We start from the raw sequence: 12,547 nt of genomic DNA, 5'->3' as shown, positions 1-12,547 counted from the left end.
GGCAGTATTATGTGGGTAAATTTATTAGAGGAAATTCGAAAAACTGAAGCAAAGTATGGAGATGAATTAAATTCTCCTGTTACAGACCAAGAAATAAGGAACTTTGAAGAAGCAGTATTAGGTAAGTTCCCTGTAAATGAGATTCCTTTAGAATATAAAAAATTCCTTCAAACTGTAAACGGATTAGATTTTAATGGCTTGGTAATCTATGGATTGGATCAAGAATTACTGAGAGAAGAAAATGATGAAGAAGTTTATGGTTTTATTGAAACAAATGAACAGTGGCACGAAAATGATGAGCAGAAAAAATATCTGTTTTTTGGTGACTCAGATACAGCTTGGTATTGTTTAGATGTAATTGAGAATGAATACTTAGAGCTTGATAAACCCTCTGGAACGCTGATGAACAAATTTAATGATTTTAACGCCATGCTAGCTGATGCATTGAAAGTTAGTTTAGACAATTAAACAAAAGTATTGCAATTGTTCATTGCTAAAGTGTGCAATGCGGAGGGGATTAATATGAGCTTCAATAATATCAAACAAATGTTGAAAGAGTTTTCAATTGATGCAAAAACAGATCCCAGAATCAATAAAAATGAACAACTCAAAGAAATTGAAATGAACATAGGAAAACAATTACCTTCTGATTATAAGGATTTTTTGAAGGAATATGGCGGCTGTTATCTAGAAAGTACAAAAACAACAGATGAAATTGAGTATGACGTTTGCTATAAACCTTTAGAGAAAGATCCTTGGATGGGCAAGGGCGATGATACACAATTGTTAGAAGGTTTTTATGGTTTAGCGAACGATCATAACAGTCTTCAGAAAGCAATAGATACATATTCTGATCGCTTTCCTAGAAATATTATTCCTATAGCAAGCTCTGCAGGCGGGAATGAAATATGCATGGATATCGATAATGGAAAGATATTGTTTTGGGATCATGAATTAAGTCATCCCGACAAAGACTTTTTCTTAATTGCCAATTCGTTTGAGGAGTTTGTCTTCAGTTTAGTTGATGAACCAATTGAAGCTGATAAAGAAGATGATGGAATTCTGTATATTGAATTAGATGATGACTTACTAAGCAGTTAAGAAAACGTATGGAGATAACTGGAGGAAAAGTTAAAATGGCAGTTACTTATTGGACAGGGGAGAATCTTACACTGCGAGCAATTCAACCTGAAGATATCGTTATATTTGATTCGTTAGATGATGAAATTCTGCGAAATATGGACTCGCTACATTTTCCTCGTTCAGCTAATAACATGAGAGAATGGGTAGAAGAACAATTAGAAAAAGATGAATTCCGTATATAGTAGGTATGATTGAAACCTTTGACTGTGATAGGAAAAATGGTACCTTCGGTTATTATTTGGCTGTATTCGAGCCATATAGGGGCAAAGGATTTGCCAAAGAAATGATCTTGATGGTTCTTCGCTTTTTCTTTTTGGAACTTGCTTATCAAAAAGTAAATACAACTGTTTATTCTTTTAATAATCCATCCATACGATTACATGAAAAATTAGGTTTCATGAAAGAGGGACAACTAAGAAAGATCATTTTCACTAAAGGTGCCTATTATGATGGTATTTGCTTTGGGATGACAAGAGAAGAATTTGAACTGAATCATGGATAATATCACTTGTGCATCGATAAAGTACTGGGTTCCAATAAAATAATGGTTTTAACCATAAAGCAATAGTATTGCAAATACCATTTTTATATGGTTATAATTAGGATGAGGATTATACTTTTTAAAGTATAAAAAATGCATTTGTTTAATAAGAAATGCATAAAATAAAAAGACCAGGGTGCTACCAACACCCCGGCTCTGTACAAAAAGTTGCCCATCAAAGGGCTTGCTCGATGTGGTTTCTTGGTAGACCTATCCCTTTAGGTTCTGAGGCTCAAGGGAGGTCTATTTTTTATTTATATACGTCAACAGGGCGATTATAAACGACCCGAATGCAAGCATTAACATTAATGCCTGGAATGTTGACATAGCATCACCCCCTTTCATTAGGGGATGAGCAAGACTCCCTTGAGTGAGCAATCTTAATGTACAGGAAATATTATACTATACATAAATGTCCTTGTCGTTAAAAACTCACAATAAATTGACAATATGAATGAACTTGCAAAATGCAGGTTCTTTTTTATTTCAAATATTAAACAATTCCTTTCAAATGACGATATTTAACATGTAAACTTGTACCAAGGAGGATTTAGGAAATGAAGAAAAGAATTACGTATGTGCTGCTTGCTTTTCTAGCAGTAGTAGCTTTTGCTTACACTGATCCAACAAAAGCCAAAGCAGCAGAAGCAACACCACTTTATTATCTGCAAATTACAGGGATTACATCAGACGGGAACGATTTTGCTTGGGATAACATCACTTTTAGTCAAACCAAAGCTCCAAGTGTTTTAAAAGGTGATAAACTTCACGTTAAGGCTCGTTTTATGGGGTATACAAAGTTAACAGTTATCACGGGTAAAGATGGAAAAAATCTGTTATATGATGGTACAGCTAGGATGTATAAATCCGATGCCATTCTTGGTCAGAATAAGGTAGTTATAGGCTGGGATAAATATTTTGAGATTCCAATGGACGCACTTCAAGATAACTCTATACAGATTAAAGCATTAAGCTCAGGCACTACTTTTGTTTACAGCCGAAAAATTGATTTTGAAAGAGAGTGAACCAGGTGATTAGCACTTCTAATTATGATGTAACTAAAGATCCAAAGTTCTTAGCATTTTGCAGTTTGGCTACAGAAGGATACGGAGGGAATAACCCAACTCCTTCATCAATTGGTTTTAGTAAATTCTGTGAAAAACTTGAGAAAAATGAGGTAGTTAAACCTGAGAACAAAAAAAGCTCATTTGACCTAAATAAGTCTTTAGATTATTGGAAATCAAGATTTAATCCGGGAGGCAATCTCTCTGCATTAGATTCACAGGTATTAGATATTATCAAAAAAACTTATAACTTAGGTATGGTTAACAAAAATAATATGCTGCTGCGAAACGAAGCAATTAATGCTTATAAAAATTCAATTTAAATAATGAAAACAATGCCCAGCTTAATAAAGTGCTGGGCGTTTTACTTATTGGGGTTATTTGCTTGCAAATACTCTCGATGTTCTTTCTCCAATTTATCAATATCATCTTTGAATACATAAATCTTATATTTTTGTTTTGCTTCTCTTGACAGATTATGTTCTAAATATTCACGGAGCTTTGCCTCACTTTTGGTTTGATCCATGCCAATTGTAATTGCCGGATCTGTTATTCCAATTTGAAAACTAAATAAACCAAATTCATCCCAAGCACTTTCTAAAACTTCTTCAGGTGCTTTTTTGTTTGATTCGATTAAAGTAATACCCGACATAATCAAAGCAGGAACTAAGATCAAAAATCCGATTAGCCTCTTCTTCATTCACCAATACACTCTCCTTTGTGGAAAAGAATCCCTCCTTTATTAATACTACGTATATCATTATTGACCTTTAATTTTATTTCCAACATTTACACCGAACCTTTGTTCTGGTTTCTCTTGAATAAAGAACGTTTGTTCTGTTAATATTAGATTAATAAAGGAGTGAGTCGATATGCTTAGAGACCGAGGAACAATCAAATGGACATCAATGATGCTTCCAGAACATTTAACACAGCTTAAACAAGATTTGATTGATGTATCAAAAATTGAAAAGCCATCCTTAGATGACCAACAAATTGAAGAGATGGATCTTCTCGTCTCTGAGGCATTGGAATTTAATAAAGAGTTGAAATTCAAACTCTTTAACAATGGATTCGTTGAAAATGTTACCGGCAGAGTACATTACATTAATTTTGAACAACAAAAGCTTCACGTAAAAGACCAGAACGACAATACAGTTTATGTCAACATGAATAACATCATAGGAGTTACATACAATGATTGATTACTCACAATTTCCACGAAAGAATATAACTTGTGTCGACATGAAATCCTTTTATGCTTCGGTATCGGCTGTAACAATGGGGCTTAATCCTTTAACATGCTATCTTGCTGTTGTAGGAAATACGGAGAGACAGGGAAGTGTAGTGTTAGCTGCATCTCCTGCACTTAAAAAAGATTTTGGAATCAAAACAGGATCGAGACTTTTTGAGATACCTGAAGATCCAAGAATACACATTGTAAATCCGCAAATGAAGCTTTTCATCAGAGTTTCGACTGAGATTACAAAGCTGTTTTACAGGTTTGTTCCTGAAAAATGTGTACATACCTATTCAATTGATGAATCTTTTTTAGATGCAGGAAAAGAAGATCCTGAAGAAATGGCCAAGGCAATTCAAAGCAGCATGTGGAGAGAGTTTGGTTTGATGTGCACAGTAGGCATTGGAGACAATATGTTGCTCAGTAAGCTTGCACTTGACCTGGAGAGTAAGAAAACAAAGAGAGGTATTGCACGTTGGAGATATGAAGATGTGCCAAATAAACTCTGGAAGGTTTACCCTTTGTCTAAAATGTGGGGGATAGGAGGGAGAATGGAAAGAAATCTTAATCGGATGGGAATATCAACTGTAGGTCAGTTAGCTAAATTTCCTTTAGAGCTGCTTGAAAAGAAGTTCGGAATAATGGGAAACCAGTTGTATTATCATGCTCATGGAATCGATTTATCAGAAATTGGAGCTCCATTGATGCAGGGGCAGATTAGTTTTGGTAAGAGTCAGATTTTGCTGAGGGATTATACAAAGAGAGAAGAGATTAAGGCTGTTCTTCTGGAGATTTGTGAGGAAGTTGCAAGAAGGGCACGTACACATAATAAAGTTGGTCGAACAATCAGCCTGGGAATTGGCTACAGTAAAGATGAGCTTGGTGGTGGATTTCATCGAGCAAAAACAATTGATCTTCCCACAAATATCACAATGGATATTTATAGATGCTGCTTAATGCTCTTTCATAAGTTTTACTCGGGTAAAACAGTGAGAAGTATCTCAGTTACGTTATCAAATATTGAAGAAGATGTTAATCAGCAGCTGAGTTTATTTGAAGTGGATAATGAAAAGAGAAGAAAGCTTGGATTTGTAATGGACGGGATTAGAAGTAAATATGGATCGAGAGCGATTCTGAGAGCAGTTTCTTATACATCTGCTGGTACTGCGCTTCACAGAGCCGACCTTACTGGTGGACATAAATCATAACATAAAAGCCCACTCAAATGTTTGAGTAGGGCTAATTAATCAACCTTTTTTTTAACCTCCGACAGGCCTTTCGGCTACCTGGATGTTAGATGGTGAATCTGTACTCAATTGCGTTAAAGCTACCCCACTTAAAATTACAGCTAAAATAGATACGCAAAGCACAAGTTTTTTCATAAGATTCCCTCCACCTGGTTCATTTTCTGTTCAGCCCAAATTTTCGCATTGAAAAAGCTTGTTGCTTCTTCAAAAGCACCTATTGATTCAAACCTTTTTGCAGCTATGTAGGACAATTCATCTACACTTTCAAGTTCATTTTGCTGTTTTAAAAACTCAATATTACTAATACAATTGATGAAATTATTTTTTAATTCCCCACAATAAAGGTTATACAGGACGCTGATTTTGGCTTCGTATACTTTATTCTCCATTAATATGAGTCTTTCCTGTGCTTTATTGTAAAAATTAATGGCTTTCATTTTTTCGTCAATTTTAAAGAGTTCTTTAATCATCATGAATAAAGAGTTTAAATAATAAATTGAATTTACCCAAGATTCATTTCCTATTGCTTCTTCAAGTGATTCAATGCATTTATCAGGTTTGTTCCAATCAGAATAAACGATACTAAGATTGTGAAATAATTGAGCTTTCAAAAATTCATCTTTTGTTTCTACTGCAATATCAATTGCTTCTAAGTAATATTTCTCTGCTTCCTCAAATCGTTTCATATCAGCATAGTTTGCAGCTGCAATCATTGTTGATGTAGCAAGTTTGCATTTATAATCAGGGTGTCGCTTATATATCGAAATTGCATTTTTTATATAGTGTTGTGCCACAATGCTTTGTTTAACAAGAGTGTATAAGTAAGAGACTTTAGAATAAAATTCAGCAGCTTCAATTTCATCCGGAATTTCTGCAAGCTTTTTCTCAGCTAATCCATATAAGTTAATTGCTCGATCATAGTTTTTGTTGTATGCCTCATACATTGCTTCAAATAAATAAAAGTTGTATTCTAATTTATCATTTGTTTTTTTAATGAAGTTTTGATTGTCTTCAGTAAAATAGGTGTGTTTTTGCAAAGGTTCTCCTCGTGAGGAATGCAGCAACATTTTATGTCTTTCTTCTAATAGACTATAATACGCAAGAACTTCTTGATCTTCTTCCATTTCATCAAAAAGTTTCTTTATCTCTGAATAATATTTTATTGACTCATCAACCTTTTGCTTTTTTATAGCAATGTACCAGTCATTCAGTGTAGTAGCGACAACTTCTGAAGCGATCTTACTCATACAAACCCCTCTTTCTGAAATTTCAAAAATCCCTCGAAAACAATCATAACATAGTCATTGAAAAAATTGTAAAAGGATGTAAAGTTTTCTGCAATTTTTTATTTAAAAAAAACGAAAAAAATACCCTCCTCAATCGAGAGAAGGGTAGGGGGTTTTATCTCGGTGAATCATAACCCATGGCTTGTTCACTATCAGAAATACCTTGAGTTGTTGGGTCAACAATGATACCCATTGCAGATAAAAAAGTTAGAAGTGCATTAAATTTCTCTATCAATTCGTCACCAAATACAGTCAAGTCGTATCCAAATGCAGAAGCAATTGCTTGTGTGAATAACAGTGTTGCAGAGAAAATCGCAACAAGGAATGTTTTCTTTTTAAGTCTTACTTTCCAGTTGATTTTAGTCATTTAATCGTCTCCTGTTAATTTTATTTGAGGCCAAAATGTATGAGCAACCATGCACCGACAATAGTGGCAATTACACTTGGCAACACCTTGAATACAAGGTCTTTTGTGAATTGTGAGGGATCAATTTTACGAGTAGAATCAGAGCGTTCCAATATTTCAACTCGATTGTCCAGTTTTTCATACGATTTGCTTAGATTTTTTAAACTGTTACTCATTTCGTTAAGAGTACTGAACTGTTCTCTTGATTGTGCTTGAGAGTCTTTATTAATTTCGACTTGTTGCTCAACTAGCGTAGCAATACGACCGATAACATTTGTTCTTTCCTCAAGAGAGTCAATCTTGTTATTAGTGTGTTTTGCTTTTTCTTCTAGTGCACTTAATCTTGAAATTGTGCTTTGCTCAAAGTTATCCATTTGTCACCAACCTTTAATGAATATAGAAAGGTGACATTACATCACCTCCTAAAATTAAGAGGATAGTCACTGATACATTAGATCAACAAATACCCTCCGAGATAATTGAATATATTTAGATTTTTGAACCAAACTGTCCTGAGATGTATCCACGTTTACCGTTATAAATAACTTCCCAGTAACCTTTGGAATTGTTTTTGCCTTTAACTGAACCAGAAATTAAAATAGTACTTCCAAGCTTGACTGTGCCAATATTTTTAGAACTATTTCGATCAGGTTTGTCCATTACGATTGCTGCGCTTGATACACCAACAATTTTGATTTTTCCCACGGATTTAATAGATGAGGAGCTTGAAGAAGTTGATGTTGTTTTTGGGGCAGGAGAAGAGGTTTTAACTGATCCTGTAACATCAACATATTTGTCAGAAGCAGTGATGTAATATGTAGCGCCTTTAGAGTTCTTAACTTTGTATTGGTACGCAGATCCGACTTTAACTTTCTCAACAACTGTAGGAAATCCAATGCCTTTATTTACTGTGCCGACAACATCTTTATCTTCCCAAGATGGTTTTGAATAGAAGCGAAGACCGTCAACTTTTGATTTTAGTGAACCACTTGCTGCTGATGAAGAGGAAGGGGAGGATGTAGTTGGTCTGATTGATGTTTTTGTTGGAGCAGTTGATCTGCCACCGAGAACTTTTAGTTCGGCAGCAATTTTATTTTTAACTTCATCCCAACGACCTTCATCTAAAACACGATGAGGACAATATTTTCCTGACCACTCTTGGTGTTTCTTAACTCGCTCAACTCCCCAGCCACGTTCTTTAAGTAGTTGTGCAATGAATTTGATTGCCAGTGCTTCTGCTTTTCTGTATCGTTCTCCACCAGATTTAGAGTAGCAAACCTCTACGCCGATAGACGTACGGTTTCCGGAATTGACACCTGATCCATCTCCCGTATGCCATGCATTTCGATTCACTGGAATACCTTGAACAACCTCTTTATCATCCACTGCAAAGTGATAAGATACTTCAGCATTATTGTTTCTCATGTATGTAATTTCATTATTTGCCGATGCATCATTAGCTGTATTGTGAAAAGTAATATACTTTGCCGACATTGCATAAGGACATTTAATTGAATATTTACCTGATGGCACCAACATTTGTCTCGCTTGAATTGTCATAAAAACATCTCTCCTAATAATTAAATTTGAGCACAAAAAAGAGAGAAGGGGACTTAACCCAATCTCTCTTTATCTCACGTATGCTCTTACTATCTCTGTTTTTCAAGTATGTATTTTGAATAAAATCTATATTTTATCTAGAACGTAACACCTCCTCAATTAAATAAGACACCCTCTAGAGAAGGTGCCTTAAAAATTAATATAGATCATGCCATTCAATACCATCGAACCCCACGTGTTTTTTCCGGGTACTGTCATATCTAATTGCACCTTCACGTTCAGTTCCATCCCAAACCCCGTTATCCTCAAAGACAACTGAAGATATTTCTAGACCTCCAGACTTTGTTGGATCATTTACTCTCTTGGGTCTTAAGAAATCAGCAGCACCGATTCCAACAATACTAGCCTTACCTGGTTCATACACTTTAAATTCATTAGAATTGTAATAAGCTGATTTTCCAATGAACTTAATTCCATTAGATGTTCTCAATGCATCAACAGCTAAATTGATTAAAATGTTTTCATTAAAATCATTAACGAATTTCACTTCATTTGCGCCACTGAAACGCAAACATGCTTTCCAAATTGAATTGTCCGGCTGAAGTGCTGCTATTTGTAATCCATAGTTCCTTAGGAAAGCATTATAAATCATATTAATGGATCTGACATTTTGTAGGATGTGGACATCGTTTTTGTCTAACCCTTTTAGTTTATAAACATCTGTCCCAAAGCTTAAACCTGTACCACGATCCCACTTTTTGCTTGACCCACAGTAATAAAGGAAGTACACGCCATTCATTTTCATTAGGCAAGCTCTATAAATACCTTGATTATCCCATGCAAATTCCTTGTTAGATGGCTTAAGTATAGGTTTTGCCAAAGACCATGTTACATTGTCAACCGATACTGAATGGTAAAGAGTCATTGTATTTCTGTCTTGGCCAGTTACAAAGGCCGTAACGACCATCTCATACCCAACATCTGTATGGATAACATCAAGATGCCATAGATTCATTGGTATATCCATTGGTATACAAATATCCTTAAACTCATCCCACTCTGTTCCTGTAGCACTCTCAGAGTAAATTACTTTGTATCCATTACTAACGCACCACATCTTGTATTTATTATCCTCAAAGATAATTGCAGGACTTATATAGTCTCGATCACTTCTAATTCCAGTAATTGCAACCTCTTTATCACTCCATGTCTTTCCATCTGTTGTGACTTTTCTAAAAATCGTCACGGTTTTGGCATCTTCATCTACAAATCGCCAATAGACCTCTAATCTATTTAATTGGTCATTATAGACCATATGAGTATCTGAATTATATTGTTTATCTGCACTTCCATTAGGCTGCGGTTCAAGAGGGTTCTTAAATCCGTTAGGTTCAGACCAATTAATCATGTCGTCACTCACTAAAATATGAGGATTCTCTTTTGCTTGAGCTCCTTTAGGATATGGAGTGAAAGCCATCCAATAAAGGTAGCCATTCCATCTTTCCTTAAAACCAACTACCTTTGGATGATATGCTTCAATATCATCATATGCACTTAAAAGTGTGAGCCTTGATTGAGCATTAGATAAACTTAATTGATCAATTGTATCTTTTGCTTCCGTAGATGTTTGATATGCTGAATTCCATTTTTCTCTGTCTAAACTTGTAACATGTAATCCGTCTTCGTTTTTATGTGCATCAATTTTTTGTTGAGCGCCGTCTTCAGTTTCGATTTCATCTATGCCTTCAATCATTTCATTGTACATGGTCATTTCTGACTCAATGTTGCTGACATTGGTTTCAAGTTTATTTTTAAAAGAGAGTAGACTCTTCAATGCCATTATGTATTCCTCCAAAAGTTTCAATTAAATAATAAGTATTACAGTCTATGATATTACCAAATTATTCATTTAACATTATATTCCCAATGGAATTAAAAGTAAAGTAGTCCACATCATGGACTACCTTCTATTTATTACCCTAAGGTATAAGTTATATCTAATAAAACATAATCAGTATTAGCTCCTGGTATTGAGGTAGAGAGTACAACCGTACCTGTGTTGTTAATTGTCATAACAACACTTTTGGTTGATGTTCCACTATTGTATTGTGTGTATGTTACTGCATATGTAGGTCTATATTCTTCGGGTAGAGTAAATATTGCGGTACCAGCAGATCCAGATTTAACTGCTCCCGAAATAGTGACAATGTTTCCGTTTTTAGTGTAGCGAGGGGTTCTAAAAGATTGCCAACCATTTTCTAATTGGGCGTTAATCCATCCTGGGTTATTTATCGTAGCACCAGCATTTTGACCAAGAATCAAAAAACTTGCATCTGTTCTGTTTGTGATTCGAGTACATGTTTTGAAACTGTTATTTGCTATGATCACTGAATCAGATTCGTTAGACATAAATACGCCTGTTTCAAAATTAGTTGCTATGTTCTTTTCAACTATTGTTTCTCCTACACCATCAACCTGAATAGCATTATTATAGAGCGCACCTGTGTTTTCAATTGTATTGCCCGAAATGATGCTTCGTTTTACACCGTTTATTCTAACTATTGAAGAAGAGTAATCATTTGAATTCATTCTAAGGATGTTATCTTTAATGATCGCCGTTTTAGTATTAACGTAAACAAAAGCAGAGTAAGGGCTTGTTGTATGTTCACCTGGTTCTACTCGATTATCACTAAAAACAACGTCTCCTTCATAATGACCTAACCTTGCAGCTATATAGGTATCTTTAAAACTGTTCCCAGTAACAGTTAAATCTTTACCTTCTAAATATGTATAGATGCCAAATCCGTCTTTGGGAGCTTTAATCGTAGCGTTTTTAATGACAAAGTTATTAAATTGTTTCTTCAATAACATAGCGGTTTTACGCATATCTCTTACTTCTTTTTCGTAAAAGTTTCCGGCTTCCCAATATCCACCATGTATAAAAATTTCATCTTTAGTTCCTTCTTGAGAACCGGGGCTTCCAGCAAAAGCATTTGGACTTCCAATTGATGTGCAATTTTCAAAATAAATACGGCCTAATTTACTTTCGAGAGGGGTTTGACCAAGGTGGAAGCCAGCAACTGTTCGTGTCACACCGGCTGATGGGGTATTATTGATTGCGAAGCAGTTTATGAAGTGGATATCTGTAACATCATATTCTGAAGTATGAACGTGAACTTCAAATCCTGATCCATGATTATTTATAGCTCCACAATTTAAGAGGTAGATGTGAGACATGCCATCATCGAATTCATATGCGTTTGCATCCGGTGGAGTGTCAGAATTAACAAGACATGAGTTTTCAACTAGACATTTTTCGAAAAGTACCCGAGTAGAAATACCTCTTTCTCCAGTTAAAGGCTTAAAATTCTGATCTGAAATTGAAATGCCGTCTTCTTTAACGTTATCTAAATGTAAGTTGACATATGAATCTCTAACAGCTCGGAAATCTAAACCTCCAGATGTATTGATAACATCACAATTTATAATGGACACATAATCAGCAGCGACCATCTGTATACCGTAGATTGGATGATTCTGACCATCAAAAGTTATGTTCTCTAAGATTATATTTTTATTTAAGCCAGTTTTATATTCTCTGGTAGCATCATTTGGTTTTTTATATGCAGGTAAGTTAGAATTTGCAATCATCGCACGTGGAAATGGGGAAGACCAACCGGTTGATAGGTTGTGCTTAATTGTTGTTTTTCCTAGACCAAAGAAGTGAGTGTTGCTGTTTATCTTTAGCTGACCAACTAGATATGTTCCAGATGGGATAATTACCTTTCCGCCTATATCTAAAGCTTTTTGAAATGCATCTGTATCATCTGTTACTCCATCACCTTTAGCACCGAACTTGGCAATGCTAACACCAATGCTTTCAAGCTCTGTTCGTAATGTGTCTGTGCTCTTTTTAAATTCATCAAATTTACTGCGAATATCATCTGCAGTGTATCTATTGTCATTTGATTTTAAACCTACTGCATCTAAAGGTATCCATTTTTGGGCTTCTTCATCATAGTAACCCATAGTATTTACAGGAATTAAATTATCGCTCAAT

15 protein-coding genes and 1 pseudogene are annotated in these 12,547 nt (G+C 35.1%); 7 read left to right on the top strand and 9 right to left on the bottom strand.

From position 1 onward, the window contains the following. Positions 1-9: 9 nt before the first annotated feature. From BV11031_RS09235 to BV11031_RS09225, 3 genes and pseudogenes are all read left to right on the top strand, one after another. A complete protein-coding gene (locus BV11031_RS09235; RefSeq protein ID WP_010328387.1) occupies positions 10-468 on the top strand; it encodes a YrhA family protein in 459 nt (152 codons plus the stop codon). A 54-nt stretch (positions 469-522) separates the two neighbouring features. Continuing rightward, complete coding sequence (locus BV11031_RS09230; protein WP_010328386.1) at positions 523-1,101, top strand: SMI1/KNR4 family protein; 579 nt, start codon at positions 523-525, stop codon at positions 1,099-1,101. A 35-nt stretch (positions 1,102-1,136) separates the two neighbouring features. Then, positions 1,137-1,645: pseudogene (locus BV11031_RS09225) on the top strand (GNAT family N-acetyltransferase). 282 nt (positions 1,646-1,927) lie between these two features. On the opposite strand, the gene BV11031_RS09220 reads toward BV11031_RS09225, so the two are convergent. Further along, the gene (locus BV11031_RS09220; RefSeq protein WP_082786706.1) at positions 1,928-2,011 is read right to left on the bottom strand and encodes a putative holin-like toxin; all 84 of its coding nucleotides are present in this window, start codon (positions 2,009-2,011) and stop codon (positions 1,928-1,930) included. Positions 2,012-2,241: 230 nt separating this feature from the next. On the opposite strand from BV11031_RS09220, the gene BV11031_RS09215 reads away from it, so the two are divergent. Both BV11031_RS09215 and BV11031_RS09210 read left to right on the top strand, forming a co-directional pair. Beyond that, positions 2,242-2,709 (top strand): DUF4879 domain-containing protein, encoded by a 468-nt coding sequence (locus tag BV11031_RS09215; RefSeq protein ID WP_010328144.1) that lies wholly within the window; start codon positions 2,242-2,244, stop codon positions 2,707-2,709. A 5-nt stretch (positions 2,710-2,714) separates the two neighbouring features. Next, the gene (locus tag BV11031_RS09210) at positions 2,715-3,071 is read left to right on the top strand and encodes a hypothetical protein (RefSeq protein ID WP_010328143.1); all 357 of its coding nucleotides are present in this window, start codon (positions 2,715-2,717) and stop codon (positions 3,069-3,071) included. Between the two features lie 41 nt (positions 3,072-3,112). Here BV11031_RS09210 and BV11031_RS09205 read toward each other — a convergent pair whose 3' ends face one another. Beyond that, entirely contained in the window at positions 3,113-3,448 is a 336-nt protein-coding gene (locus tag BV11031_RS09205; RefSeq protein WP_010328142.1) for a YolC/YozM family protein, read from the bottom strand. A gap of 172 nt (positions 3,449-3,620) precedes the next feature. Between BV11031_RS09205 and BV11031_RS09200 the strand changes: the two genes are divergently transcribed. Further along, positions 3,621-3,953, top strand: coding sequence for a YolD-like family protein (locus tag BV11031_RS09200; RefSeq protein ID WP_010328141.1), 333 nt, complete (start codon positions 3,621-3,623; stop codon positions 3,951-3,953). Continuing rightward, positions 3,946-5,196 carry a Y-family DNA polymerase gene (locus BV11031_RS09195; protein WP_010328140.1) on the top strand — a complete coding sequence of 417 codons (1,251 nt, stop codon included), beginning with the start codon at positions 3,946-3,948 and terminating at the stop codon, positions 5,194-5,196. Before BV11031_RS09200 ends, BV11031_RS09195 begins: the two co-directional genes overlap by 8 nt. A 51-nt stretch (positions 5,197-5,247) precedes the next feature. Here the strand turns inward: BV11031_RS09195 and phrK are convergent, their stop codons facing one another. The 7 genes from phrK to BV11031_RS09160 form a co-directional block, all read right to left on the bottom strand. Continuing rightward, positions 5,248-5,370: a phosphatase RapK inhibitor PhrK gene (gene phrK, locus BV11031_RS09190; protein WP_004399440.1), complete on the bottom strand. Its 123-nt coding sequence runs from the start codon at positions 5,368-5,370 to the stop codon at positions 5,248-5,250. Then, positions 5,367-6,482, bottom strand: coding sequence for a response regulator aspartate phosphatase RapK (rapK, locus tag BV11031_RS09185; RefSeq protein ID WP_010328139.1), 1,116 nt, complete (start codon positions 6,480-6,482; stop codon positions 5,367-5,369). Before rapK ends, phrK begins: the two co-directional genes overlap by 4 nt. Positions 6,483-6,636: 154 nt before the next feature. Next, positions 6,637-6,888 carry a phage holin gene (locus BV11031_RS09180; RefSeq protein ID WP_010328138.1) on the bottom strand — a complete coding sequence of 84 codons (252 nt, stop codon included), beginning with the start codon at positions 6,886-6,888 and terminating at the stop codon, positions 6,637-6,639. A 20-nt stretch (positions 6,889-6,908) separates the two neighbouring features. Next, positions 6,909-7,301: a hypothetical protein gene (locus BV11031_RS09175; RefSeq protein ID WP_010328137.1), complete on the bottom strand. Its 393-nt coding sequence runs from the start codon at positions 7,299-7,301 to the stop codon at positions 6,909-6,911. 115 nt (positions 7,302-7,416) lie between these two features. Then, entirely contained in the window at positions 7,417-8,487 is a 1,071-nt protein-coding gene (locus BV11031_RS09170) for a peptidoglycan recognition protein family protein (protein WP_010328136.1), read from the bottom strand. Between the two features lie 196 nt (positions 8,488-8,683). Continuing rightward, the gene (locus BV11031_RS09165) at positions 8,684-10,327 is read right to left on the bottom strand and encodes a hypothetical protein (protein ID WP_010328135.1); all 1,644 of its coding nucleotides are present in this window, start codon (positions 10,325-10,327) and stop codon (positions 8,684-8,686) included. A gap of 134 nt (positions 10,328-10,461) precedes the next feature. Continuing rightward, on the bottom strand, positions 10,462-12,546 hold the full coding sequence (locus tag BV11031_RS09160; RefSeq protein ID WP_010328134.1) for a glycosyl hydrolase family 28-related protein: 2,085 nt from the start codon (positions 12,544-12,546) through the stop codon (positions 10,462-10,464). Between the last annotated feature and the right edge of the window lies 1 nt (position 12,547).

It is taken from the genome of Bacillus vallismortis (assembly GCF_004116955.1).
Classification (GTDB): Bacteria; Bacillota; Bacilli; order Bacillales; family Bacillaceae; genus Bacillus; species Bacillus vallismortis.
The sequence above is the reverse complement of the archived record's forward strand: the minus strand, read 5'-3'. Positions and strand labels throughout refer to the sequence as shown.